This is a genomic window from Streptomyces novaecaesareae, assembly GCF_000716875.1.
In the GTDB taxonomy this organism is placed as follows: Bacteria; Actinomycetota; Actinomycetes; order Streptomycetales; family Streptomycetaceae; genus Kitasatospora; species Kitasatospora novaecaesareae.
In genome coordinates, this window is record NZ_JNWQ01000009.1 from 63,717 (window position 1) to 89,369 (window position 25,653).

The window sequence follows — 25,653 nt, forward strand, 5'->3', positions numbered from 1 at the left end:
CTCACTCCTCGGGCCGGGTCGGCGACCAGCGGCGGTGGACGGGCGCGGGTGGTTCGCGCAGCAGGTGCAGGCGCGGGGCGACCCGGTCGGCGCCCGGGCCGGGCGGCTTGCGGCTGCCCGCCCGCCAGGGCCCGGGCCAGCGGGCGCCCGGCCCGGTGTAGCCCTGCTCGGCGGCGGCGTGCAGCGTCCACAGCGGGTCGTACAGCTGGGCCCGGCCGACCGCGACCAGGTCGGCCCGCCCGGCCAGCAGGACGGAGTTGGCGTCGTCCGGCCCGGAGATCGCGCCGACCGCGATGGTCGGCAGGCCGGTGGCGGTGCGGACCAGCTCGGCGAAGGGCGTCTGGTAGCCGCGCCCGTACGGCGGCCGCTGGTGCGCCACGACCTCGCCGGTGGAGACGTCCACCGCGTCCGCTCCGGCCTCGGCCAGCGCGCGGCAGATCGCCACGGCCTCGGCCTCGGTGGTGCCGCCGGGCGCCCAGTCGCTCGCCGAGATCCGCACCAGCAGCGGCTGCCCGGCCGGCCAGGCGGAGCGCACCGCCGCCAGCACCTCCAGCGGCAGCCGCAACCGGTGGGCGAGCGGGCCGCCGTAGTGGTCGGTGCGGCGGTTGGTGAGCGGGGAGAGGAAGGAGGAGACGAGGTGCCCGTGGCCGAACTGGAGCTCCAGCACGTCGAATCCGGCCCGCGCGGCGCGCTCGGCGGCCGCCGCGAAGTCCGCGGTGACGGCGGCCAGTTGGACGTCGCCGGCCTCGTGCGGCACCGGGCTGCCGGCGTCCCAGGGCAGCGCCGAGGCGGCGAGCAGCGGCCAGCCCTCGGCGAGCGGGCGCCCGATGCCGTCCGGCCCGGGGACGGCGGTCGCGCCCCGGCGGCCCGCGTGGGTCAGCTGGATGCCGAGCGGCGTGTCGCTCACCGACCGGACAGCTCGGAGGAGTTCGCGCCAGGCCTGCTCCTGGTGGCCGGTCCACAGGCCGGGGCAGTGGTCGGTGGCCCGGCCCTCGGGGCTGACGGCCGCCATCCCGGCGAGGACCAGCCCCGCGCCGCCGAGCACGTGCGCGGACAGCTGGGCCCGGTCGAAGGCGCTGGGCAGCGCGTCGGGGGAGGTGAAGGTCGCGAGCGGCGGTACCACGACGCGGTTGCGCAGCTCCAGCGCGCCCAGCTTGAGCGGCCGGAACATCGGCGGGATGCCGGGCGAGCCGCCGAAGGCCGTGTCCGCGGCGTCCACGAAGGCGGGGTCGCGGGCCCGGAGGTTGTCGTAGGTGACGCGGCGGCTGCGGGTGAGCAGGTTGAAGGCGAACTGGTCGACGCCCTGCCCGGTGCGCCGCCCGATGGTCTCGAACCACTCCAGGCTGGCCTGTGCGGCGCGCTGGGTGGACTCCACCACGGGGCGCCGCTCGGCCTCGTAGGCCGCCAACGCCTCGTCCAGGGTCGGCTGTTCGCTCAGCGAGGCGGCCAGAGCCAGGGCGTCCTCCAGGGCCAGCTTGGTGCCCGAGCCGATCGAGAAGTGCGCGGAGTGCGCCGCGTCGCCGAGCAGCACCACGTTGCGGTGGCGCCAACTCGCGTTCCGCACCGTGGTGAAGCGGATCCAGCGGGAGGCGTTGGGGATCAGCCGGTGGCCTTCCAGGTGGCCGGCCAGCAGTTCGGCGCAGCGCCGCACGCTCGCCACGTCGCTCTCGCCGCGGGCGAACTCCTGTGCGGCGAAGGCCTCGAAGCCGGCCCGGCGCCAGGCGTCCTCGGCGATCTCCACGATGAAGGTGGAGCGGGTGGCACTGTACGGGTAGGCGTGCACCTGCAGCACGCCGAAGTCGTACTGCTCGACGATGAAGGTGAAGGCCTCGAAGACCTTGTCGGTGGCGAGCCAGATGTAGCGGCAGTGCCGTTCGTCCGTCTCGGTGCGGAAGGCCTCCGGGTACGCCGCCCTGGTGCCGGAGCGGATGCCGTCGGCGGCCACCACCAGGTCGTACTCGGCGGCCAGTCGCCCGACGGGCGGGGCGGGCGTGCGGTAGCGCATGTCCACCGCCAGCTCGGCGCAGCGCTGCCGCAGGATGGCGCGCAGCCGGTTGCGGTCCAGGGCGGCGAAGCCGTGGCCGCCGCTGGTGCGCACCCGCCCCGCGTAGCGGATGTCGATGTCGCTCCAGCGCGCGAACTCGGCGCCGATCGCGGCGAAGACCTGCGGATCGGCCTGCGCGATGCCGTCCAGGGTCTCGTCGGAGAAGACCACGCCGAAGCCGAACTCGTCCTCCCGGCCGTCCCGTTCGAAGACGGTGATCTCCCGGTCCGGCGCCAGCTGCTTGGCCAGGGCGGCGAAGTAGAGCCCGCCGGGGCCGGCGCCGATCACCGCGATGCGGCGCGCCCGGTCGCTCGGCGCGGTGCTCATCCCACCACCTCCGGCTGCTGCGGCCCGGCCTCGGTCAGCGCACGGCGCACCTGCGCGGGCCACGGCTCGGCGCCCTCGGTGTGCGGCGCGGCGTGCACCACCGACATCCGCCCGCTGGCGGCCAGCCCCTGCGGGCCGTGCACCTCGAAGGCGTAGTGCAGCGAGGAACCGCCGACCCGGACCACCCGCAGCTCGGTGCGGACCACGTCCCCGAACCAGAGCCGCTCGCGGTAGTCGGCCTCGAAGTGCACCCGGGGGATCCGCCCGAACAGCTCCGCCAGCCCGAGCCGGCGCAGCAGCGCGGCCTCCGCCGCCTCGGCCCAGCGCTGCACGGCGGAGAAGTGGTAGTGCCCGGCCGCGTCGGTGTCCGACCACTCGACCCGGCGCTCGATGGCGACGCTGGCCGGTGTCGGCGCGGCCCGTCGCCGCAGCTCGGCGCGGTGCAGCTTGCCGGTCGCGGTGCGCGGCAGCTCGGCGACGAACTCGACGGCCCGCGGGTACTTGTACGGCGCGATCGTGCGCTTGACGTGGTCCTGGAGGGCGCGGGCCGTCCCCGGCCCGGCCGGCACGCCCGGGCGCAGCACCACGTAGGCCTTGACCACCGAGCCGCGCCGCTCGTCCGGCGCGCCGACCACCGCACAGTCGGCCACGTCGGGGTGGGCCGCGAGCGCCTGCTCCACCTCGGGGCCGGCGATGTTGTAGCCGGCCGAGACGATCATGTCGTCGTTGCGCGCCTGGTACCAGAAGTAGCCGTCCCGGTCGCGGACGTAGGTGTCGCCGGTGAGGTTCCAGCCGTCCCGGACGTAGTCGAGCTGGCGCTCGTCGTCCAGGTAGCGGCAGCCGGTCGGGCCCTTGACGGCGAGCAGCCCGGGCTCGCCGTCCGGCACCGGGCGGCCCTGGCGGTCCAGCACGGCGGCGCGGTAGCCGGGGACGGGCTTGCCGGTGGAGCCGGGGCGGATGTCCTCGTCGGCGGCCGAGATGAACACGTGCAGCAGCTCGGTGGCGCCGATGCCGTCGATCAGCCGCTGCCCGGTGGCCGCGTGGAAGGCCTGCCAGACGGCCGCGGGCAGCGGCTCGCCCGCCGAGACGCAGCGCCGCACGCCGGCCAGCCGGTCGGCCAGCCCGGCGGCCAGGATCGCCCGGTAGGCCGTCGGCGCGGTGAACAGGACGCTCACCCGGTGCTCCCGGACCTGCTCGGCCAGCTGCTCGGGCGTGGCCTGCTCCAGCAGGAGGCCGGCGGCACCGGCCCGCAGCGGGAAGACCAGCAGGCCGCCGAGGCCGAAGGTGAAGCCGAGCGGCGGGGTGCCGGCGAAGAGGTCGTCGGGGGTGGGGCGGAGCAGGTGGCGGGAGAAGGTGTCGGCGTTGGCGAGGACATCGCGGTGGAAGTGCAGGGTGGCCTTGGGGCGGCCGGTGGTGCCGGAGGTGAAGGCGATCAGGGCGACGTCGTCGGCGGCGGTGGGGACGGCGGTGAAGCCGGGCGCTTTGGCGGCGCAGCGGGTGGTGAGGTCCTCGGGGCCGCTGCCGCCGTAGGCGAGGATGCGCAGACCCGGGGTGCGGGCCCGGCGCAGCTCGTCCAGGAAGCGGTGGTCGCAGAGGGCGAGGACGGGCTGCGCGATGGCGTGCAGCTCGGTGAGCTCGGCAGCGCGCAGCAGCGGCACGGTGGTGACGACCACCCCGCCGGCCTTCAGCACGCCGAGCCAACAGGCCGCGAGCCAGGGGGTGTTGGGGCCGCGCAGCAGGACCCGGTTGCCGGTGGCGAGGCCGAGGTCCTCGGTGAGCAGGCGGGCGATCCGGTCGGCGTGGTCGCGCAGTCGGCCGTACGACCACTGTTCGGTGGGGGTGAGCAGGCAGCGGCGGTCCGGCCCGAGCCGGGCGATGGTGTCGTCGAGCAGGGCGGCGGCGCAGTTCAGTCGGTCGGGGTAGGCCAACTCCGGTATGTCGAAGAGGAGTTCTGGCCACTGCTCGAAGGGCGGGAGGTGGTCTCGGCAGAACGTGTCCACGTGCGCCGAGGGGGAGAGCTCCATGGGCGGGCACCTCGTCGTGCGAGCGGGGAGTGAGGCCAGTATGGCGCGTTGGTGACGCCAGTCAAGAGAGCGATACACGCATTCGGGCGACGGCCCGGCCCCGGCGGCGGCGCGGCGTGGGCGCGCGGCGGCGCGGGGCGTGGGCGTACGGGGGGTCGGGGCGTGGGCGCACGGGGGTACGGGGCGTGGGCGCACGCCTGCGCCGAGCAGGGGTTTCGGCGGGCCGGGTGCCGGCGGTCCTCGCCTACCTCGACAAGCCCTGAGACCTGGTCGTCAGGTCGTTGCGGCGCTATCGGGGGCGGCGCCCGGGGCCGTGTCGGGGGCCGGGGCGGTGGCGTCGGGGGTGTGGCCGTCCTGGGCCTGCCGGGCGCGTTCGGCGAGCAGCCGGGCGAACACGGTCAGCCCGGGCGCGGTGGCGGCGGCGCCGAGCCCGTCGTCGTGGACCAGCAGCAGTACGGCGTCGACCCGGACCATTGCCACCGCCGAGCTGGAGCCGCGGGTGCGGACGGCGCTCTGGTCGCCGATCCTGGGGAGGTCCACCGCCCCCGAATCCTCGCCGGCGGTGCGGTCGAGCGTGGTGTCGAAGGCCTGGCGGGCCGCCTCGGGGGAGGCGAAGGTCACCGCGGTGAACCGTACGGTCTGCACCGGGGCGGCGCCGAACGTCACCGTGGCGTAGGCGAGTTGCCGATCGCAGGAGTCCGGCAGCAGGCACGGCACCGAACCGGACGTACCCGTCCCCGACTCCGGCCCGCTCTGCACCTGCCAGCCGCCCGGCATCGCCCGCGCGTCGGGCAGCACGCCCTGCGCCACCGCGGGGTCGCCCAGCGGCTGCGCGGCGTGCGCCAGACCGGGGCCGCCCGGCTTCATCAGCGGCCGCGAGCCCAGGTGGACGGCGACGGCCACCAGTGCGGCGATCAGGACCAGGGCGAGCGCCACCACGATCCCGAAGCTGCCCCTCCGGGCCGCCAGCGCCCGGGCCCTGGCGTCCACCGGGCCGAGCCGCAGCTGGACGGTCGTCGGGCTCGCCGCCGGCGGTGCGGACGGCGAGGGCGCGGACGGCGGCCCGGTCCGCAGCTGGACGGTGCTGGGCGGCTCCGTCCGCAGGTGGACCGTCGGCGGATCGGCGGGCCGTCCCAGCGCGGTGGTGGCCAGGTACTGCGCGAACGCCTCGTCGGAGGCCAGCAGCTGGGCGACGGCGGCGGTCAACTGCGCCCGTGCCGGTACGTCCTTCGGGGCCGCCTCGGCCTGCGTCAGCGCCCGCGCCCCCTCCGGCACCATCCGCAGCCGCGCCCGCACCACGTCCGCCACCGCCCGGTGCGGCCCGCCCCCCAGCAGGGCCGCCACGACCTCGGGCACCATCTCGCGGCCGTCCCCCATGGCAACTCCCCCCGCCGCACGAGTCGTTGCCTCCACGATCCCGGACCGACGGCCACTTCGCACCCCCTCCGACACGGAACGGAGACGCAACTGCAACCACTCCCGGACGCGGCCGGGGCCGCAGGGACGGGTGGGGCGGGTGTGGCGTGCGGGCCGACTCCTCGTCGGCCACGGGGGCTGCGGCGTTTGCGGTGGATCCAAGCACGTGGGCCGGCCGGGGAGGCGGTACGGTGCCGTTCAGTCCACCGGCATCGACATGTACACCGCCCGCCGCCCGTAGCAGGCCGGCACCGCCACCTCCCGGTGCGCCCGGTAGCCCAGCAGCCGCAGCAGGATGTCCGCCCCGCGCACCGCGACCATCGAGATCCGCTCGAAGCCCTGCTCGCCCGCCTGCTCCCGGACGTGCCGGATGAACCCGAGCGCGACCTCCCGGCCGCGCAGCTCCTCGGCGATCACCAGGTCGTGCACGTGCAGGTTGGCCGACCGGTACACCGCCTCCTCCTCCGGCCGGCCGAGGTCCGGGCAGCGCAGCGGCGGGTACGGCAGGCTCAGCAGGTAGCCGACGACGGCGCCGTGCCGCTCCAGCACGAAACAGGTATCCGGCGACCTGCGGGCGCGCGACTGCAGCGCCTCCCGGCCCTCGGAGAGGCCGTCGGCCGCGTAGGCGGCGTGTTCCAGGTCGACCACGGAGTCCCAGTCCTGCTCGTTCAGCAGGCGGATCCTGAGCTCCTCGCTCACGCGCCCGGCACCTCCGCGCGGGGGCCGATCCCCTCCGCGCGGGCGGCGGCCACCAGCGCCGCCCAGGCTCCCACCAGCACCGCCCACCGCTCGGTGTCCTGCTGCGCCTCGTCCAGGAGCTGCTGCCGCCGCCCGGCCACCACGTCGGCGAGCTCGGCGTACTTGCCGCCCAGCTTGCGGTAGGAGCGGTCCAGGACGTCCAGGCAGTGCTCGTTCCCGGACCGGTCCCAGCCGGCGCTGCCGCGCACCAGGTCGAGGATCGGCTCGACCCGCAGGCCGTGCCGCTCGTCCAGCAGTCCGCGGCCGAGGTCGATCATCCCGCCGTAGACCGGGTACAGGTACAGCATCGAGAGCAGGAACTTGACGAACCGCAGCTGGTAGGAGACGAAGCCGGCGCCGGTGCGGCGCTCGGGCGTGTAGTAGTTGACGATGTGGCGGTTGTGGGTGACCCCGGGCAGCCGGGCGTGGACCATGGCGTGCAGCAGGGCGTAGTCGCTGCCGATGGTCTCGACCGAGGGCAGCAGCGGAAGCACCTCGTAGGCCCGGCGGTCGAGGGCGATGTTGCACATGTAGACGTCCCAGATGTCGGGCACGCCGAGGACGGAGTCGTCGGTGCTGAACGGCTCGGAGCCGGCGCCCTTGAAGGAGACGTCCACCATCGCGTCCTTCTCCTCCTCCGACCACACCGGCGGGGTCCACAGGCGCACCACGTCGCGGTAGACGGCCGGGTCCAGCTCGTGGATCTCGCCGATGTCCACGTTGAGTTCGCCGATGAAGGAGCCGCTGACCAGCATCACCGGCTTGTCCGCGTCGGCCGGGTCGAGCCCGGAGCGGGACACACCGGCCACCGCCTCGCCGGCCGGCCTGCCGATCGAGAGCAGCTCGTGGTGGATCGGGAAGACCTTCCGACCGTCGACGACCTGGAAGTCGGCGTCGTCGTTGCGCAGGTGCGCCGAGGTGCAGCCCAGGGCGGCCGCGCCCAGGAAGAGCCGGTTGACGCAGGAACCGTACGCGACGCCCCGCGGGAGCATCAGGTCGAGCAGCAGTTCGGGGTCGGCGGCGCCGGAACGCTCGGTCACCCGGCGCAGGAACTCCCGCTGCTGCGCCTCGCCGAGGTGGTGGACGACCACGCCGGGGGTGGGCTCCAGCGCGGCCACGGCGCCCGCGTTCTCCGCGAATCCGGCGGCGTCGGTGGTGTCGACGACGAGGAGGTGCACCTCGACCCCGAAGTTCGCGACGGCGTAGGCCGCTTCCTCGGCGAGTTCCGCGATGGTGCCGGGGCAGGGGCGCATGGTGGGCAGGGCGAGACAGACTCTTTGCATGGCGCTGGTTTCTCCGTCGGATCGTCAGATTCGGTTCCACAGTGGCGAGTTGAACGCACACGGAAGCCCCGGGTGCGGGCCTCGGCCGGCCTGCCGGACCACCGTGGACTAGACCACTTTTGATGTCAACGATTGACAGCGAGCCCTCGACGGGGTGGAATACGCCCCCCTTTTCGCGCGGTCGGCCGGACCGGCGCGGGTGCCCGGTTCGCACGCGAGGGCGAATTCCCCTCGCAGGGTCGAACGGCCGGGCGAGCAGCGGCGGTTCACCGCTGCGCATCGCACCCTCGGGGTCAACTCGGCACACGGACCTGCCGATACCGGAAACGATGCCCTCATGCCGTACGGAGGAGACCGCAATGCCCGACCTGTGGCTTCCCGGTGCCGACGTCCACGACCTCGGCGACCACGCGCCGACCGACCAGCAGTACCCGCCGAAGGCCATCGCGCACATCACCTGGGACCGCAACGCCACCGCCGCCGCGCCCCAGGACTGGTGCTCCTACGAGGACCTGGTGAACTACTTCACCGGCGCCGGCGCCGGAGACGCGCCGCACCTGGTCTGGGACCCGTTCAGCGGCCGCACGGCCCAGCTGTTCCCCGCCGACTCCCGCTCGAAGAGCCTGCTCAGCCCCGCCCAGAGCCCGACCCGCACCAACCGGGCCGGTCGGGTGGTGATCCAGATCGAGGCGGTGTTCTTCCCCTACTGCCGCTACCAGGGCCGGGTCTACCCCCGGCTGGTCGACACCCCGTGCGCGGGCTGGGACCGGATCCACGCCTGGATCGCCTCCTGGGGCGTCCCCGACGTCTGGCCGATGGGCCGCCCGACGGACTTCTCCAGCCACCGCGACGAACAGCGGTGGGAGACCCGCGGCGGCTGGTACGCGCACGCCCACGTGCCGTTCAACGACCACACCGACCCCGGCTCCTGGCCCGACTTCACGGCACGCTCCGGCAGCTCGGACGACCCGCCCTCGCAGCAGAACCCGGCGCCCCCGGCGGACCCGACGCCGGCCCGCTACCAGGTCACCATCAACGGCCTGCCGTACGGCTACGGCGCCCAGGGCTACCAGGTGACGACGGTCGGACGGGCGCTCGTCTCCCGCGGCTTCGGCTCCCACTACCGCTCCGGCCCGGGCCCGGACTGGACGGACGCGGACACCGAGAACTACGCGGACTACCAGGGGAGTCTGGGCTACTCCGGGCAGGCGGCGGACGGCGTCCCCGGCGAGGATTCGCTGAACCGCCTGCTCGGCTACCTGCCCGGGCAGCGGACCGTGTCGGTCGCCCACGTCGTGGCGGCCGCCCGCACCGACCCGGGCGCCGAGCAGGGGCACCGGACGTACGGGGCCGAGGTGGCGATCGTCGAGCAGGCGCTGGTGGACGAGGGGCTGCTCGAACAGCGCTGGGCGGACGGCTCGTTCGGCAGCCGGACGGTCACCGCGTACGCGGCCTGGCAGCGGCGCTGCGGGTACGGGGCGGGGGCGGCGGACGGGATCCCCGGGCAGGCCTCGCTCCACCGGCTGGGCGCGGCGCGGGGGTTCGCGGTGACCGACTGAGGCGGGGGAGCCGGTCCTGAGGCGCTCCCGGGGGCCTGCCGGGGTTCCGCCCGGGGTCCGCCCGGGTTCCGCCTGGAGTCCGTTCGGGGTCCTGCCGGTCCTCCTGGGGGAGGCGTGTCGGCGCGGTTGGGCGAAGCCGCGTACTCGCCTGGGAGTAGCCGAGGTTACTTCCGCCGGCAGATGCCGGATGAGGGACGAGCGGGAGAGTCTGGGGCCGTCCTCGTGGCCCCGCTCGAAGGAGGTACCCCCGTGCGTTCGCCCACCGGAGCCGTCGTGACGCCTCGGATCGCCCCCGGTGGCAAGCGACGATCGGCGGATCGTCGCTTGCCACCCCGGGCGCGCAAGCCCCTGGTCGTGCTGCACCTCGTCGCCTCGGTGAGCTGGCTGGCGCTGATGCTCTGCCTGCTCACCCTGGCGGTCACGGCGCTCACGACCGGGGACGCCGACCGGCTGCGCACCTCCTACCGGGCGATGGGCCTGCTCGGCGACGCGCTGGTCCTGCCGCTGAGCCTGCTCACCTTCCTGAGCGGGGTCGTCCTCGGGCTCGGCACCTCCTGGGGCCTGTTCCGCTACTACTGGGTGAGTACCAAGTTCTGGCTGACGCTCGGGGCGATGGCGGCCTCGGTGTTCGCCCTCACCGCCCGGCTGCACGACGCGGTGCGCGTGGCGGACGCGCATCCGACCGGCCCGATCACGGCGGCGGACCTCGGCTTCGTCCGCTACAACACGGTGATCGTCCCGGCGGTCGCGCTGGCGCTCTACCTGGTCAACGTCATCTTGTCGGTGTACAAGCCCTGGGGCCGCCGTCGTTGGGGGACTGCCCGCCCGCACCGAATACCGGGGGCGGGCTCCTGAGCCGCACACGCGCGCCCGCGCCCGGTTATGCGCCCGTGCCCCGGTTATGCGCCCGCGCCCGATCATGCGCCCGCGCCCCGACCGGGGGAATGCCCGCGCGCAGGAGGGGCGTTGTCCTCGGACGTGACCAGCGCTACGCCCGTGACCAGGCTCTCCGTGCTCGACCGCTCCCGCACCCGGCAGGGTGAGGAGCCGGCCCGGGCGCTGCGGGACACGGTGGCCCTCGCCCGCGAGGCCGAGCGGCTCGGGTACCACCGGTTCTGGGTCTCCGAGCACCACGGGGTGCCGGGGGTGGCCGGTTCGGCACCCACCGTGCTGGCCGCGGCGGTGGCGGCAGCCACCACGCGGATCCGGGTCGGCACCGGCGGGGTGATGCTGCCCAACCACCAACCCATGGTGGTGGCCGAGCAGTTCGGGGTGCTCGCCGCACTGTTCCCGGGGCGGATCGACATGGGGCTCGGGCGTTCGGTGGGGTTCACCGACGGTGTCCGGCGGGCGCTGGGACGGGAGAAGGGCGCGGCGGACGACTTCGGCGCCCAGCTGTCCGAGCTGCTCGGCTACTTCGACGGCTCGCAGCAGGTGCACCGGGGCGTTCACGCCCGCCCGGCCGAGGGGCTGCAGGTCCCGGCCTTCGTCCTGGCCACCGGCACGGGCGCCGACCTGGCCGCCGAGGCCGGGCTGCCGCTGGTGATCGCCCCCGCACGCGGGGAGGGCCGGATGCTGGAGGCCATCGACCGCTACCGCGCCCGGTTCCGCCCCTCCGCCCAGGCAGCCGAGCCGTACGTGGTGGTCTCGGGCACGGTCGCGGTCGCCGAGACCGCCGAGCGGGCCCGTGAGCTGCTGGTCCCGGAGGCCTGGGCCGGTGCGTACTCCCGCACCCACGGCGAGTTCCCGCCGCTGGCCCCGGTCGCCGAGATCCGGGCCCTGGCGATGTCGGAACGGGAGCGGTCCGCCTACGAGCAGTCGCTCAAGGGCCACATCGCGGGCACTCCCGAGCAGGCCGCCGCCGAACTGGCCGCCCTGGTGGAGCGCAGCGGTGCGGACGAGTTCCTGGTCACCACCAGCACCTACGACCGCACCGCGCTGCTGGACTCCTACCGCCTCCTCGCCGAGGCGGTAGGCCAGGCCTGAGCCAGGCCTGAGCCAGGCCTGGGCCGGGGCGGTCGGCCGGCCCCGGCCCAGGCCGCGCCTCAGGCCGTCGGCTCAGCCTTCGTCGACCTCGGTCGTCCCGAGCCGCGCACCGGCTACCGGGCGCTGCTGGACTGACCTGCTCCGACCGCCCGGGCGCGATTTCTGACCAGGCGCGATGGCCTGCTACTGTTCTTCTCGTCGAGAGGAAATGATCTTCCGAAGCGGGGATCTCGGAACTCTCGAACAGGCGTCAGCGGTGCTACCAGAGCACGTCCTACTTTCAGTAGGAAGAGTCCGTGCAACCCGGGCCTGGCGCTCCACCAGAAGGGGCTCGTTCCGTCCAGCGGAACGGGCCCCTTTGTTTTGCCTCATGCGTTCGCCGCTCGCAGGGTTGTCCCCTTATCGCACGTTCGGGCTCGAAACCCTCCGGCGCGGCCCGCTATCGGCCAAGGTCCCGGGCCAGGTGGCCGATGAGCGCCGTTCCCGAACGATCGACGGGCCTGCGGATTTGCCCGTCAGGCAGGTCTGACGAATCGTCATACCTTGGCTGGAACTGGTCGCTACTGATGTGAATATGCCATTGGAATGTTCGTCATACGGAATCCGGCAGTAGCCTTCCGTGTCGAACCTGCCACTGCTGGTGGCGAACCCGGCCGGTGCCGCGCAGCGCCCGGCCGCCCAGATCCCGCGAAGGAGCCGGTGTGCCGGGTATCGACGAATGCCTCTCCGGAGCGATGGCGATCGCCGGAGCCCGCTCCGCGAGCCTGGTCGACTGGAGCAGCGGACTCGCCCTCGGCAGCCTCGGGGACAGTCCGACCGGCGAGCACGAGACCTCCGCCGCCGAGGCAACGGACTTGGTGCGCGCGGCTGTTGAGAGCCAGACCTTCACGGTCGCGGAGGACCGGCGATCCCCGCTGGAGGACATCATCGTCACCGCCGGCCGCAGTTACCACCTGATCCGCTTCATCGACACCGTCTTCGACAACCGGCTCGTCCTGCACCTCTGGCTGGACCGTTCGGAGGGCAACCTCGCCGCCGCCCGCTTCCGCCTCCAGGCACTGGCCGAGGAGCTGGTGCTGGGGTGAACGCGATGTCCGTGACGCCCGATCCGCTCATCCCGACCGTCGCATTCCAGCCGCCGGCCCACCCCGAGACCGTCCCCGGTCCTGCTCCCGTCCCCGTCCCGGGGGCCGCCGCCCGGCGGTGGTTCGCGTGACCGTCGCCCCCAGCACCGCCCCGCCCCCGGCGGAGCACACCGCGCCCAGGACGCCGGGCGAAGCCCTCGCCCTGCTCGCCGACCGCCGCGCGACCGGCGCCCTGCACGGCCCGCTCGGTAGCCTCCACCTCCTCGCCGGGGAAGTGGTCGGCGCCGAGTCCCCCCGCGCACCCGGCCTGGCCGACCTGCTGGTCGGCACCGGCCGGATCACCCCCGAGGGCTGGGCGGAGCTGGTCCGTGTCCACGGCCTGCAGGGGAGGGTCGGCGACGTCCTGATCGAACGGCGACTGCTCACCCGGGGAGAGCTCGAACTCGGCCACCTGGGAACGCTGTTCGATGCCGCCTTCTTCGTCCTCGCCGACCCCGGCGGCGGCCTCTGGCGGTTCGAACCGGACGTCCGGCACTGGCTCGGACCGGTCGCGGCGGTCGACCCGGACCGGCTCGGCCGCGAGGTCGACCGTCGCCGCCGACTCCTCGACCGGATCTGGCCCTGGGCGCAGCTCGACACCGCGCCCGTCCGCCCGGTCGAGCGCAGCCGCCGGCCGTCCCACCGGCCGCCCGGCCGCCGACGCCGCGAGTTGCTCGACCACGCCGACGGCCGAAGAACCCCGGCGGACCTGGCTCGCCTGCTGGGCCGTTCCGGCTTCGGTGTCACGGCGGACGTCCGCCGCCTGGCCGCCGCCGGGCTGCTCGACGCCCCGGCGGCCAGCGCTCCGTCGGCCACCGCCCCGGCGGCCACCGCCCCGCCGACCATCGCCGAGCCCGTCGCGGCCCAGCCGGTGCCGGAGCAGCCGTCCGCTTCAGCCCCACGGGTCGCCGCCGGTGCCGCCGACCACGGCAGGCCGCCCGGCGGCCTGCACCGCCGGATCCCCGGCGCCACCCTGCGCGGCGCCGCACCCGCCGACGCCGCGTGGCCGGGCACGGCGCCGGCCGACGCCGGTCCCGGTCCCGGTCCCAGTCCCGGCGTTGGCCCCCGCCCCGAACGCCAGCCCACCCCGGCAGCGGCCCACCCGCTGACCGTCCCCGACCCGGACATCGCGCTGCTGACCCGGGTCCGAGACCTTCTGGAGGCCCGACTTTGACCCACTCCCCGCCCGCGACCCCGCCGTCCCGGCCATGAGGCGGGCCCTCAAGCAGCGTGTCGGAAGGAGACAACTGATCGCCTTGGAGACCGAGCTGCTCGCGGAACTCCGCGCCGTCAAGCACCGCGTCCCGCACCTCGCGGGCGGGTTGGTGGCCAGCGTGGACGGCCTGCTGGTCGCGCACGACACCCACGGCACCGAACCCTCGGGCCTGGCCGCGATGACGGCGGCCTCGCTCTCCCTGGCCCAGCGGCTCGCCGACACCACCGGCCAGGGCGAGTTCCGGGAGTCGCTGGTGCGCGGCGAGCACGGCTATGTCGCCACCTACGCGGCCGGCGGCAGCTGCGTGCTGACCCTGTTGGCGCACCCGGACGTCAACGTCGGCCGGCTGCACCTGGAGGCCCGGCGCAGCGCCCAGCGGATCGCGGGGCTGCTCAACGACAGCCTCCTGCCCAAGGACCCGCGCGACCCGGGCTGACCGGGACCGCCCACCAGAGCACCCAGGACCCGCGCAACCCCACCCCCAAGCCACCTCACCACCCAGCCCCAGCACTCAGTCACCCCACCACCCAACCACCCAACCAATGAACGGGAGTTACTCAGATGACCGACGCAGCCGGCGCACTCAAGCAGGCCATGACCAGCATCGAGGGCGCCATCGGCGCGGCCCTGGTGGACTACAACAGCGGCATGGCACTCGCCACCCTCGACGGCCCCGGCGGCCTTGACCTCAACGTGGCCGCGGCCGGCAACACCGACGTGGTCCGCGCCAAGATGCGCACCATGGACATGCTCGGCCTGCAGGACGGGATCGAGGACATCCTGATCACCCTGTCCAGCCAGTACCACCTGATCCGTCCGCTCACCGGCCGCACCGGCAAGGGCCTGTTCCTCTACCTCGCCCTGGACAAGTCGCGCGCCAACCTCGCCATGGCCCGCCACCAGCTCACCAGGATCGAGGCGGACTTGGAGGTCTGACGCCCGTCCGCGAGCCGGAGGAGTCCTCGGCGGCGGCTCAGGCCCCGCCGGGATCCCTCCGCGGCCTCCGTGGCCCGGTCGCCGTCTCCTTCCACCGGACCTCGCCGCCCGGCAGCCCCGCGCACACCGCGCCCTCGGCGGTCAGCACGCTCCACGGCGCCAGCAGCGCATGCGGCGGGACGGACAGCGCACCGCCCCCGGCGAAGCCCAGCTCCAGGCCGCCGGCCAGGGTGATCCGGGCGGCGTCGACACTCCGCCCGACCAGCGCCAGCAGGCTGGGGCTCGGCCGGAAGGTCAGCGCCGGGAAGAAGTGCTCGACCTCTTCCGGCGCGGCGAACGACGGCGCCGCGAAGCGGAATTCGTGCGCCACCCGGACGGTCAGCTCGCCGTCCAGCAGCAGCTCCAGCCGTCCGCCCCCGCTGACCGACTCCACCCGACGGCCGGCCAGCACCTCCGTGATCGCGTTCTGCATACCCCCAGTCTGTCCCAATCCGCCCGATCGGACCTGTCACCCGACCGCCATCGAACCGCCCCGGTCGGCTACCCGGCAGCCAGGCCGGCCACCAGCTCGACCGGCCCGCCCGCCCCCTCCCGGGCGGCCAGCGCGGCGGCCGTACGGTTCCAGGAGGGCTCGGTCAGCAGCGCTCGTGCTTCGGCCGGATCGCAGAACCGCCACTCCACCAGTTCCTCCTCCTGCAGCACGATCGAGCCGGGCATCCCCTCCGTCACCGTGCCCCCGTCGTACACGTACACCAGCACGGCGGTGTCCCGGCCGGTGGCCGGGTTGGCCCCGGGATCGGCGGCCATCCCCGGCTGCCAGTCCAGGGCCAGCAGCGGCCCGGGCTCGACCTCCCACCCCAGCTCCTCGCGGATCTCCCGCCGGGCCGCCGCCCGGGGCGTCTCCCGGTCCGCCTCGACCCCGCCGCCCGGCAGTGTCCAGTACGGCACCTGCCCGCGCGGCCCGTCCCACGGCCGCAGCCGTACCAGCAGCACCCGCCCGCCGGTGTCCGTGAACAGCGCCCGGGCCTTCGCCCGGATCCGGGGCCGGGTGGCGTAGAAGGTGTCCCGGTCCATCGGCGGCTCCGAGGCCTCAGGCGGCTCCGCCGGCCGCTGCCCGGCCCCCTGGGCCAGTCCCGGTGCCGGCACGCCTGCCAGCCCCGGGGCGGCGGCCAATCCCAGGTACTCGGGCGCCGGCCCGTCCGCGGGCAGCTCCCGCAGCGTGTGCCCGGTCGGCCGGCTGTCCTCCAGCTCCAACGGCCCGGCCGTACGCGGCGCGCGCAGACAGGCCGTCACCCGGCGCGACAGCCGGGGCGGCAGCGCGTGGCCCGCCTGCTCGGTGCTCAGCCACGTCCACCCGCCGACCTCCGCCGCATCCGGCCGGAACGCCGCCGCCTGCTCCGGCGTCAACGGTTCGGCCCAGTACAGGTACGCGACGATCGGCGGTCGGCTGCGCGAGAGCGCCCAGTCGACACAGGCCAGCGGCCCCAGCCGGGGCGTGAACCCGAGTTCCTCGGCGATCTCCCGCAGGGCCGTCTCCCGCGGGGACCGGTCGGTGGTCTCCCACCCGCCCCCGGGAATCGCCACCGGATGCTTCCGGTCGTACGGCAGCCGTACCACCAGCACCCGCCCGTCCCGGTCGGGGAACAGCACCCCGGCCGCCGCCAGAATCCCCCGACTGCCGCTCGCACCCGCGTTCTCCACCCCGGCTCCCTCCGTCGTACTCTCACCGGCCACGACAACCCGGGCCACCCCCATGGTTCCCAGCCGGCCCCCGCACCGATCACCACCACCGGGTGACCCGGAGGCATCCGCGGGCCGCGCCACGGCAGCCACGCGACGGCACAGCAGCCGCGCCACGGCCCAGCCGCACTCACCCCAGCGACGCCAGCGCCTGCGCCGCCGCCCGCGCCATCTGCTCGTCGTGCCGCCCGCTCGCGCCGCGCAGGCGGGCTGCGCCCTCGGCCGCCGCGAGGGCGAGGAGCCCGGGCAGCAGGTCGGTGCTGCGTGCGAGGACCCAGCGGGTGCCCTGGGTGGCCATCCACCACAGGTCGGCTGCCTTGCCCGGCGGGGGCTCGGCCGGTTCGGCGGCCGGGGGCGGGCCGAGCGGGTGGCCGGCGCCGGTGAGCAACTCGTGGTAGCGGCGGGCGATCAGGTGGTGGCCTTCGGCGCTGGGGTGCAGGCGGTCCACGCTCAGCAGCCGTCGTTCGTCCAGCCAGGGCAGTTCGGCGATGTGCAGGTGTACGGCCCGGTGGCGCGCGGTGAGGGCGTGCACCACGGTGTTGACGGCCCGCATCCGTCGTGCCAGCGGGCGGGCGAGTGGTGCCGGGAGGCGGAGCAGGGTGCCCGGGTCGGGGAGGCAGGCGGTGAGCAACACGGCGCCGTGGGCGGAGAGTTCACCCATCGTGGCGTCCAGCTCCAGGGTGCTGCGCCGGATGTCGAAGCCCGCCCGCAGGGTGTCGTTTCCGCCGACGACCACGGCCGCCAGCTGCGGCCGCAAGGCCAGTGCCTGCGGTAGCTGACGACTCGTCAAATCTGCTGTCAGTGCCCCGCTGTACGCCAGATTGGTGAACTCCACCGCCCGTCCCTCGGGCGCCAACGAGTGCGCGAGGAGGGTCGCCCAGCCGCGCCACCCCTCGTCGACCGGGTCTCCGATGCCCTCCGTCACCGAGTCCCCGAGCGCGACAAACCGTGCCAGCTCGCCCGCCGGAGTCCGCTCCGGCGTCGCCCGGTCACGTCCGGTGCCGAGCACGTCCATCCCAACCCCCTTCCACCGCACCGTCGTTCCGCAGTCCGTGCGCCGCCAGGAACGCCGCGACCGCCGCGGGCCACCCGTACCGCTCGGCCTGCGCCCGTGCGGCGGCCCGTCGGCTCCCCTCCGGTCGTTCCAGCAACTCCCGGACGGCGACGGCGAATCCGGCGCCCGTGTCGGCCGCCGCCAGTCCTGCGGGCCCGACCAGCCCGGGCAGCGCGGAGGAGCGGCTGACCACGACCGGCGTCCCGCAGGCGAGCGCCTCCATCGCGGCCAGCCCGAAGGTCTCCACCGGGCCGGGCGCGAGCACCACGTCCGCGCAGCCCAGCAGCCGGGCCAGCGCCTCGCGCCCGCCGAGGTGCCCGAGGAAGCGCACCGGGAGCCCCAGCCGGGCGGCCCGGGCTGCCAGCCGCCCCTGCAGCGGGCCGGTTCCGGCCACCGCCAGCACGGCGGGCAGCCGCTGTGCCCGCAGTGCCGCCAGCGCCTCGATCGCCCGCTCGGGCCGCTTCTCCGCCGAGAGCCGCGAGCAGAGCACCAGCAGCACCTCCTCCGGCGCGGCGTACCGGGCCCGCTCCGCCGCCCGTTCGGCGGGCGGCAGTGGCCGCATCGTGTCCAGGTCCACTCCGAGCGGGGCCCGGGTGAGGTTCGGCGTGCCGATCCGCCGGAACTCGGCGGCCGCCCAGTCGGTGGTGCACAGCACCGAGTCGTACGCCCGGGCGGTCGCCGCGTTCAGCCGGTCGGCGGCCGCGCTCGCCAGCGGCCCGGGCACTCCCCGGGTGCGGAGCACCCCGGTGGCGCTCTCGTGCGAGACCATGACCGAGCGCACGCCGTGCCGCCGTGCCCAGGCGCCGGTCCAGCGCAGCGTGGTGCGGTCGGACACCTCCAGCCTGTCGGGGGAGAGCCGGGTCAGCTCGGCGGCCACCGCCCGCCGGTCGGTGAGCAGCCGGTAGCCGCCGCTGGCCGGCAGGACCGGGCCGGGCAGGGTGACCACCAGGCCCTGTTCGGCCTCCTCCTCCGAGCGCCGTTCCCCGGGCACGATCAGCACCGGCCGGTGCCCGGCCTCCCGGTATCCGGCGCCCAGGTGCCGCAGCGCGGTGCGCAGGCCGCCGGAGACGGGGGTGACGAAGTTGGCGAGCCGGACGATCGTCAGGGCCTCGCGGTTCGCGGCGGCGTTCATGCCGGCAACTCCTCCGGCAACTCCTCCGGCAGCGCACCCTCGGCCGTCGGGCCTTCGGCCACCGGCCCGACCGGCGCCACCGACACGACCGGCGCTGTCACCCCGACCGGCGCGGCCACAGGACGGCCCGCCGCCCCGACCGCCGCCACCCCCCGGTGCTCCGCCAGCACCTCGGCGTAGTGCCGCAGCAGCAGGTCCCCGACCGCCTCCCAGGTGCGCGCGGTGACCTCCGCCCGCCCGGCCTGCCCGTACGCGGCCCGCCGCGCCGGATCGGCGGCCAGCTCGGCGACGGCCCGGGCCACCGCCGCGCCGTCCCGGGGCGGCACCAGCAGGCCGGTGCGGTGGTGTCCGACCAGGTCCAGCGGGCCGCCCGCCGCCGGGCCGATCACCGGCACGCCGCTGGCCATCGCCTCCTGGATGGTCTGACAGAAGGTCTCCAGCGGGCCGGTGTGCACGAACAGATCCAGGGTCGCGAAGCAGCGCGCCAGTTCGTCACCGGTCCGGCGGCCCAGGAACACCGCGCCGGGCATCGAGGCCTTCAGCCCGGGTGCCGAGGGCCCGTCCCCGACGACCACCACCCGTACGCCGGGCAGTGCGGAGGCCGCCACCAGCAGGTCGACGCGCTTCTCCGGTGCCAGCCGCCCGACGTACCCGACCAGTACTTCCCCGCCGGGTGCCAGTGCCCGGTGCAGCGCCTCGTCCCGGTGCCGGGGGTGGAACCGCGCCGAGTCGACCCCGCGCGGCCACAGCTGCACCCGTGGCACCCCGTGTGCCGTCAGGTCCTGGGCGGCCGGGGTGGACGGCGCCAGCGTCCGGGCGGCCGCCCGGTGCACGGCCCGGATCCGCCGCCACGCGGCGGCCTCGCCGAGGCCCCGCCCGGCCCGGTAGGCGTGTGCGTAGCCGGCGAGGTCCGTCTGGTACACGGCGACGGCGGGCACCCTGAGCCGGGCCGCCACCTGCATCCCGCGCGCACCGAGGACGAACGGGCTGGCCAGGTGCACGATGTCGGGCCGGTGCCCGGCGACGGCGGCCGCGAGCTGTCGGCTCGGCAGCGCGATCCGCACCTGCGGGTACCCGGGCAGCGGCATCGACGGAATGCGCACCACGGGGATCTCGCCCGCCCCGGCACTCCCGAAGGTCTCCGGCGGGCACTCCGCGCCCCGCGCCGGCGCGGGGGTGACGACAAGGGGCTGATGGCCGCGGCGGGCCAGATGCTCGGCCGTCCGCAGCACGCTGTGGGCGACTCCGTTGACCTCGGGTGGGAAGGATTCCGTGACGATGACGACGCGCATGCCAGTGTTCTGTCCGGGTCCGGCATGCACCCGGCCAAAGGGATCTGTCGAACAAGCGAACGCGGGTCGGCGATTTGCTCCACCGACCCGCGTTCCTCCGTACCTGGTGCCGCCCTGGCCTCACATCGACCCGGCCGCCTCCTTGAGCTCCGCGTAGGGCGCGAGCTTGCGGATCGACTCGATGCTCTTCAGGCAGTCGTCCTTGCTCTCCTCCGGGTCCCCGGTCACCACGACCGCCCCGTTGCTCGCCTTGAGCCGGAACCGGTGCATCCCGCTCTCGTCCATGTACAGCTCGAATCTGCCCGCCATGCCGGTATCAGCCTTTCCGCTGGGATGACCCCCTGGCACCGCACCGTAGGCGTGCCTCCGCCGTGCCGCCCGTCAGCCGTGCCGTTCGAGTGGGCGCGCCCTTCGACTGGCCGTGGTGGTCCAGGGCGCCGGAGGGTCACCGGGAGGTCAGTCGCGGCGTCGGCCCGCCATCCAGACGTAGACCAGGATCCCCGCGAAGAGGAACAGGACGCCCTGGTAGACGGCGCTGTAGCCGGCGCCGGCGAGGAGCCAGAGGGAGAAGGCGAAGGCGCCGAGCCCGAGGACGGCGTCCCGGACGAGCCGGCCGTGGTCCACCCTGTCGGTGGCCCCGCGCACCAGCCAGTACAGCTGGGCCGCGGTGGAGAGCAGGTACGGGACGGTCGCGGTGAAGGTGGTGACCAGCACCAGGACGTCGAACGCGCCCTTCGCGCCGCTGGCGAAGTTGAGGACGGTCAGCACCGAGGCCAGGGCGACGCTCACCACCACGCCGAAGGCCGGCACACCGCGCCGTTCCTTCCCGAAGGCGGCCGGGAAGAGGCCGTCCTTGGCGGCCGCGTACGGCGCTTGGGCGGCCAGCAGGGTCCAGCCGTTGAGGGCGCCGGTCATCGAGACCAGCGCGGCGACGGCGATCGCGGTGCCGCCCCAGGAGCCGCCGAACATGGCGTTCACGGCGTCCGAGAACGGCGCGGCGGAGTGGACGAGTTGCCCGTGCGCGACGGTCCCGAACACCGCGAGCGTGCCCAGCAGGTAGACCACCGCGGCACCGGTGGTGCCGAGCACGCTGGCCCGGCCGACGTTGCGCTCCGGGTCGCGGACCTTGCCGGCGCTCATCGCGGCCGACTCCACGCCCAGGTAGCTGAACAGCAGGATCGCCGCGGCGGCCGTCATGCCGCCCGCCCAGCCCTGGCCGTTCGCGTCGAAGGGCCCGAGGTTCTTCGGGTCGAAGAAGAACAGGCCGCCCACCGAGACCAGCAGCAGCGGGATGAACTTCAGTACGGTGGAGACGAGTTGGATCGCCCCGACGTAGCGGGTGCCGGCCAGGTTCGCCAGCGCGGGCAGCCACTGGAGGGCCAGCGCGGCGGTGATGCTGAACGCGGTGGAGTGGCCGACGGGCAGCAGCACGTCGAGGTAGCCGACGGCGGCGACGGCGAGCGCGGCGTTGCTGACCCAGGTGGTGATCCAGTACGACCAGGCGGACAGGAACCCGGCGAAGTCGCCGAAGGCCTCGCGGGCGTAGACGTACGGCCCGCCGGTGCGCGGGTTGCGCTGCGCCAGCTGCCCGAAGACCAGCGCGAGCGCGATCGCGCCCACAGTGAGCACCGCGAAGGAGACCAGGCTGACCGTCCCGTACGGGGCCACCGCGGCCGGGAGCATGAAGATGCCCCCGCCGATGATGTTGCCCATCACCAGGGCGGTGGCGGTCGCCAGCCCGAACCGGCCGTTCTTTCCTGCGGCCTGGCCGGACGGTGCCGGGTCGACCGGCCCCGGGTTCGCCGGGTTCTCCGGGTCGACCGGCCTCGGGTTCGCCGGGTCGCTCGGCCGCGTCGCCTGCCGGGGTGCGGCGGGACTGGTCTGCATGAGGGTGGTGCGCCTTTCGTGGTCCTGCTCGCGCTCGGTGGAGCGACCGTTCATGCTCGGACCACGCGGCATCGTGCACCAAATCGACGGGATTTGTTCAGTTCGCCCGGTGCCGCACCGCAAGACTTGCGGTGCCACGGCGGCCGGACGGGCACTCGTCCGGCGCGCGCCGCCGAGCCGTTCGACCGGATACGTGACCGGATCGCCCCGTTCGTCCGGTCGGGGGAGTTGCCTCACCCGAATGCCCCAGCCCGGTTGCGGCGCGCGCCCGGATGTGGGCGTTCGTGTGCCAGCCTTGGCGCGGCGCCTCCCCGGTGGGGCGCAGCCCAGCCTGCCGGGCGGCCGAACAGGCCGTTCGAGGGCGGTGGTTGAGAACCAGAGACGAACCAAAAGGACATCAGATGTCGCTTCGTGGGAAGATCCGCAAGCTCGCCGTGATCGTTGCCGTGGCCGGTGCCGTCGTGTCGGTCCCGACCGCGGCGATGGCGGGGGGCCACGCGCCGCAGGAGTCGTCCAGCCAGAAGCTGGAGTCCGGCTCTGCGGGTGTCGGCCTGTTCGGCCCGCACGCCACCTGGCTCAACTTCGCCGAGCACAGCGAGAGCGACTGCGACTGCTGATCCCCCCGCACCCCGAGCCCGGAGGCCGTCCGTCGGCCCCCGGGCTCACGGCTGCCGTGGTGACGTCGGCAGCGACGTCGGCAGCGACCCCGGTGAGGAGGGGGCCGCCATCCGGGACAGCCGCCCCGGCCACCACATGTGCCGGTCGAGGTCCATGGTGAGCGCGGTGACCAGCACCGAGCGCACCACCAGGGTGTCGAGCAGCACGCCCAGGGCCACCGCGAAGCCGATCTCGGCGAAGGCCACGGCCGGCAGGGTGCCGAGCACGGCGAAGGTGCCGGCCAGGATCAGCCCGGCCGAGGTGATCACCCCGCCGGTGGCCGACAGCCCGTTCAACGCCCCCTGGCGGGTGCCGTGTTGGGCGGACTCCTCGCGGACCCGGGTCATCAGGAAGATGTTGTAGTCGATCCCGAGCGCGACCAGGAAGACGAACACGAACAGCGGGAACGCGCTGTCCTGGCCCTGGAAGTGGAAGACGTTCGCGAAGAAGAACGCGCTGATGCCGAGCGCCGCCGCGTACGACAGCACCACCGTCGCGATCAGCACCAGCGGCGCCGTGACGGCCCGCAGCAGTACGGCCAGGATCAGCAGCACCACGCCGAGCACCAGCGGGATGATCGCCCGGTTGTCGTTCCCGGCGGCGCGCCCGGCGTCCAGCACCACGGCCGTACTGCCGCCGACCTTGGCGTCCGCGCCCGGCACGGCGTGCACGGCGGCCCGCACCCGGTCGACGGTGTCCTTGGCGGCCTGGCTGTCCGGCGGGTCGGTGAGGGTGGCCCGGAACAGCGCCTGCCCGTCGTGGAGGACCGGCGGCGTGGTGGCCGACACCCCGGCCGTCGCCCCGGCGGCCGCGCGCACGGCGGGGGCACCGGCGCCGGTGGAGACGATCGTGAGCGGCGCGCCGGTGCCGCCCGGGAAGTGCTGCTCCAGCAGTTGCTGGCCGACCACCGAGTCCGGTTTGCCGGTGAAGGTCCCGGCCGTGGAGAGCCCGTTGGCGTCGAGCGAGACCAGCCCGACGCAGCAGGCCGCGAGCGCCAGCGCCGTCCCCACCCACACCTTGCGCGGCCGCCGGCCGATCCAGGCCCCGACGTGGGCCCAGCGGCCGGTCCTGGTCGGCTCCGCGGTGCCGTAGCCGGGCCGGACCGGCCAGAACACCCAGCGGCCGACGATCACCAGCAGCGCGGGCAGCAGGGTGAGCATGGCCAGCAGGGCGACCAGGATGCCGATCGCGCAGACCGGTCCCAGGCCGCGGGTGGAGTTCATCTCGGCGATCAGCAGGCAGAGCATGGACGCGACCACGGTCGCCGAGGAGGCGAGGACGGCGGGCCCGGCCCGGTGCAGGGCGAAGGCCATCGCCTCGTGCCGGTCCCGGTGGCGGCGCAGCTCCTCGCGGTAGCGGGCGGTGAGCAGCAGCGCGTAGTCCGTCCCGGCGCCGAGCACCAGGACGACGAGGATGCCGGCGCTCTGGGCGTTGACGGTCAGTCCGGCGTGCTTGGCGAGCAGGTAGATGATCGCCTCGGAGACGGTCAGCGCACCGGCCGCCGAGACCAGCGGCAGGATCCACAGCACCGGGCTGCGGTAGGTGAGCAGCAGCAGGATGATCACGACGCTGACGGTGGCGGCGAGCAGCGAGCTGTCGATGCCCGCGAAGGCCTCGGCCTGGTCGGCGCCGACCCCGGCGGGGCCGGTGACGTGGGTGGTCATGCCGTGGCTGCCGGCGGCCGCTGTCCGGCGCAGCTGCTCGACGGCGGGCTTGAGGTCGTTCCAGCCGTTGGTGCCGATGTCGATCGGCACGACGGTCTGCATCGCCTGGCCGTCGGCGGAGACCACCGGGCCGACCACCGGCCCGACGACGTGCGGTACGGCGGCGAACCCGACGGCCTCGCGGGTGGCCTCGGCCCGGTCGGCGGCGGTGATGCCACCTGTGCGCTGGTACACCACGACGGCCTGGGCGGTGTCCACCGGCTGGAAGGCCCGCTGCGCGGTCAGCACCCGGGTGGACTCGGCGTTGCCGGGCAGCCAGCTGGACGCCTGGTTGTCCTCGGCGCCCATGAGCTTGCCGGCCAGCGGGCCGACGGCCAGCAGCAGCACCAGCCACACGGCGAGCACCACCCACTTGCTGCGGCGTCCGCACGGCAGCGCGGCGAGGTTCCGGGTGGGAGACATGACGGAACCCCCTGGAGGGCCGGTGGCAGTAAGGTCGCTCCAGCCTCCCACCCGCCCCGCGATCCGGCAGCTTCAGACAGCGTGTTGGGGCTGGAGCTGGCGCCGTTGCCGTTGCCGCGGTCGCTGTCGCTCCGGACCCCGGACCGCCGCCCGCTCCCGCAGCTCCTTCAGCACCGTGATGTCCATCGCGTGCCCCGTGCCGTCCCCGCCGTGCTTGCGGTCCGGGGTCTCCACCAGCAGTGGTACGCCGGCCGTCTCCGGGTGTTCGAACAGCTCGCGGAACGGCTCGGCGCCGATCATCCCGGCGCCGATGTTGGCGTGCCGGTCCTTGCGGGCGCCGACGACGTCCTCCGAGTCGTTGGCGTGGATCAGCCGCAGCCGGCCGGGGCCGGCGGCGGAGGCGAGGGCGTCCAGCGCGGCCGTCACCCCGCCGGGTTCGGCCAGGTCGTGCCCGGCGGCGAAGGCGTGGCAGGTGTCCAGGCAGACTCCCACCTTCGGGTGACGGTCCAGCGCCTCCACGTACTCGGCCAGCTGTTCCAGCCGCGAGCAGAGCGAGTTGCCCTGGCCGGCGGTCGGCTCCAGGAGCAGCCAGGGCGCGTCCTCGCCGAGCGCGTCGAGCTCGTCCAGCAGCGGCCGGACGTCCGCGCGGACCTGCGCCATCGCCTCGGCCCGGCGCGAGCCGCCGCCGGGCGCCGTCCCGACCGCCGAGCCGGTGTGCAGCACGACGCCGAGCGCACCGATGGCGTGGCCGCGGCGCAGCGAGTGCCGCAGCGATTCGGCCGAGCGCTCGCGGGTGGCGGGGTTGTCCGAGCCGAAGTTGATCAGGTACGGCGCGTGCACCCAGGCGGGGACGCCCTGCTCGGCGCAGACGGTGCGGAACTCCTCGTCCTGCGCCGGGTTGCCCGGGGGAGTGGCCCAGCCGCGCGGGTTGGCCACGAACACCTGCACCGTCTCGGCGCCGACCCGCCGTGCGTACGCCAGGCCCGTCCCGGCCAGCCCCCGCGCGGCCACCGGGACGTGCGCGCCGATCGGGTTGCGGACGGCGGCGACGGGCGGTACGGGCGCGGTGGTCATGGCCCGAGGATGTCACGCGGGCGGCCGACGCCGTCGGG

The 25,653-nt window shown here is 74.8% G+C and carries 22 protein-coding genes and 1 pseudogene; 8 read left to right on the forward strand and 15 right to left on the reverse strand.

What is annotated here, in order from left to right:
* Position 1 precedes the first annotated feature (1 nt).
* From OP86_RS05375 to OP86_RS37385, 6 genes and pseudogenes are all read right to left on the reverse strand, one after another.
* Entirely contained in the window at positions 2 to 2,371 is a 2,370-nt protein-coding gene (locus tag OP86_RS05375) for an oxidoreductase (protein WP_030256554.1), read from the reverse strand.
* Entirely contained in the window at positions 2,368 to 2,703 is a 336-nt protein-coding gene (locus tag OP86_RS37760; RefSeq protein WP_234434871.1) for an acyl-CoA thioesterase, read from the reverse strand. Before OP86_RS37760 ends, OP86_RS05375 begins: the two co-directional genes overlap by 4 nt.
* Positions 2,704 to 2,784: 81 nt before the next feature.
* A pseudogene (locus tag OP86_RS05380) lies at positions 2,785 to 4,395 on the reverse strand (AMP-binding protein); the annotation flags it as partial.
* A gap of 273 nt (positions 4,396 to 4,668) precedes the next feature.
* Entirely contained in the window at positions 4,669 to 5,772 is a 1,104-nt protein-coding gene (locus OP86_RS05385) for a hypothetical protein (RefSeq protein WP_030057791.1), read from the reverse strand.
* Between the two features lie 237 nt (positions 5,773 to 6,009).
* A complete protein-coding gene (locus tag OP86_RS37380; RefSeq protein ID WP_030057792.1) occupies positions 6,010 to 6,510 on the reverse strand; it encodes a GNAT family N-acetyltransferase in 501 nt (166 codons plus the stop codon).
* Positions 6,507 to 7,832 carry a DUF6271 family protein gene (locus OP86_RS37385; protein ID WP_030256562.1) on the reverse strand — a complete coding sequence of 442 codons (1,326 nt, stop codon included), beginning with the start codon at positions 7,830 to 7,832 and terminating at the stop codon, positions 6,507 to 6,509. The genes OP86_RS37380 and OP86_RS37385 overlap by 4 nt, the downstream gene beginning before the upstream one ends.
* Before the next feature lie 359 nt (positions 7,833 to 8,191).
* On the opposite strand from OP86_RS37385, the gene OP86_RS05400 reads away from it, so the two are divergent.
* The 7 genes from OP86_RS05400 (at position 8,192) to OP86_RS05430 (ending at position 14,653) form a co-directional block, all read left to right on the forward strand.
* Complete coding sequence (locus OP86_RS05400) at positions 8,192 to 9,391, forward strand: peptidoglycan-binding protein (protein ID WP_030256566.1); 1,200 nt, start codon at positions 8,192 to 8,194, stop codon at positions 9,389 to 9,391.
* A 324-nt stretch (positions 9,392 to 9,715) separates the two neighbouring features.
* Positions 9,716 to 10,246, forward strand: a complete 531-nt coding sequence (locus OP86_RS05405; RefSeq protein WP_030057797.1) for a hypothetical protein — start codon at positions 9,716 to 9,718, stop codon at positions 10,244 to 10,246.
* Positions 10,247 to 10,369: 123 nt separating this feature from the next.
* Positions 10,370 to 11,377 (forward strand): LLM class flavin-dependent oxidoreductase, encoded by a 1,008-nt coding sequence (locus OP86_RS05410; protein ID WP_030256570.1) that lies wholly within the window; start codon positions 10,370 to 10,372, stop codon positions 11,375 to 11,377.
* 701 nt (positions 11,378 to 12,078) lie between these two features.
* On the forward strand, positions 12,079 to 12,462 hold the full coding sequence (locus OP86_RS05415) for a hypothetical protein (RefSeq protein ID WP_030057800.1): 384 nt from the start codon (positions 12,079 to 12,081) through the stop codon (positions 12,460 to 12,462).
* Between the two features lie 127 nt (positions 12,463 to 12,589).
* Positions 12,590 to 13,675 carry a hypothetical protein gene (locus tag OP86_RS33330; RefSeq protein ID WP_051829714.1) on the forward strand — a complete coding sequence of 362 codons (1,086 nt, stop codon included), beginning with the start codon at positions 12,590 to 12,592 and terminating at the stop codon, positions 13,673 to 13,675.
* A gap of 82 nt (positions 13,676 to 13,757) precedes the next feature.
* Positions 13,758 to 14,153 (forward strand): roadblock/LC7 domain-containing protein, encoded by a 396-nt coding sequence (locus OP86_RS05425; RefSeq protein WP_324604088.1) that lies wholly within the window; start codon positions 13,758 to 13,760, stop codon positions 14,151 to 14,153.
* Positions 14,154 to 14,278: 125 nt separating this feature from the next.
* A complete protein-coding gene (locus OP86_RS05430; protein ID WP_030057803.1) occupies positions 14,279 to 14,653 on the forward strand; it encodes a hypothetical protein in 375 nt (124 codons plus the stop codon).
* 37 nt (positions 14,654 to 14,690) lie between these two features.
* Here OP86_RS05430 and OP86_RS05435 read toward each other — a convergent pair whose 3' ends face one another.
* From OP86_RS05435 to OP86_RS05465, 7 genes are all read right to left on the reverse strand, one after another.
* A complete protein-coding gene (locus OP86_RS05435; protein ID WP_030057804.1) occupies positions 14,691 to 15,125 on the reverse strand; it encodes a DUF6188 family protein in 435 nt (144 codons plus the stop codon).
* Between the two features lie 68 nt (positions 15,126 to 15,193).
* Positions 15,194 to 16,354, reverse strand: a complete 1,161-nt coding sequence (locus OP86_RS38660; RefSeq protein ID WP_158707015.1) for an NUDIX hydrolase — start codon at positions 16,352 to 16,354, stop codon at positions 15,194 to 15,196.
* A gap of 169 nt (positions 16,355 to 16,523) precedes the next feature.
* Positions 16,524 to 17,408, reverse strand: coding sequence for an SGNH/GDSL hydrolase family protein (locus tag OP86_RS05445; protein ID WP_078588579.1), 885 nt, complete (start codon positions 17,406 to 17,408; stop codon positions 16,524 to 16,526).
* On the reverse strand, positions 17,383 to 18,579 hold the full coding sequence (locus OP86_RS05450) for a glycosyltransferase (protein WP_078588580.1): 1,197 nt from the start codon (positions 18,577 to 18,579) through the stop codon (positions 17,383 to 17,385). Before OP86_RS05450 ends, OP86_RS05445 begins: the two co-directional genes overlap by 26 nt.
* Positions 18,576 to 19,871, reverse strand: coding sequence for a glycosyltransferase family 4 protein (locus OP86_RS05455; protein WP_030256580.1), 1,296 nt, complete (start codon positions 19,869 to 19,871; stop codon positions 18,576 to 18,578). Before OP86_RS05455 ends, OP86_RS05450 begins: the two co-directional genes overlap by 4 nt.
* A 120-nt stretch (positions 19,872 to 19,991) precedes the next feature.
* The gene (locus OP86_RS05460) at positions 19,992 to 20,180 is read right to left on the reverse strand and encodes a YegP family protein (RefSeq protein WP_030057810.1); all 189 of its coding nucleotides are present in this window, start codon (positions 20,178 to 20,180) and stop codon (positions 19,992 to 19,994) included.
* A 147-nt stretch (positions 20,181 to 20,327) separates the two neighbouring features.
* Positions 20,328 to 21,758 carry an amino acid permease gene (locus OP86_RS05465; protein WP_030057811.1) on the reverse strand — a complete coding sequence of 477 codons (1,431 nt, stop codon included), beginning with the start codon at positions 21,756 to 21,758 and terminating at the stop codon, positions 20,328 to 20,330.
* 401 nt (positions 21,759 to 22,159) lie between these two features.
* On the opposite strand from OP86_RS05465, the gene OP86_RS05470 reads away from it, so the two are divergent.
* Positions 22,160 to 22,375 (forward strand): hypothetical protein, encoded by a 216-nt coding sequence (locus tag OP86_RS05470; protein ID WP_030057812.1) that lies wholly within the window; start codon positions 22,160 to 22,162, stop codon positions 22,373 to 22,375.
* 45 nt (positions 22,376 to 22,420) lie between these two features.
* On the opposite strand, the gene OP86_RS05475 is transcribed toward OP86_RS05470, so the two are convergent.
* Both OP86_RS05475 and OP86_RS05480 read right to left on the reverse strand, forming a co-directional pair.
* On the reverse strand, positions 22,421 to 24,541 hold the full coding sequence (locus OP86_RS05475; RefSeq protein WP_051829715.1) for an MMPL family transporter: 2,121 nt from the start codon (positions 24,539 to 24,541) through the stop codon (positions 22,421 to 22,423).
* A 72-nt stretch (positions 24,542 to 24,613) separates the two neighbouring features.
* A complete protein-coding gene (locus OP86_RS05480; protein WP_078588581.1) occupies positions 24,614 to 25,615 on the reverse strand; it encodes a deoxyribonuclease IV in 1,002 nt (333 codons plus the stop codon).
* Positions 25,616 to 25,653 lie beyond the last annotated feature (38 nt).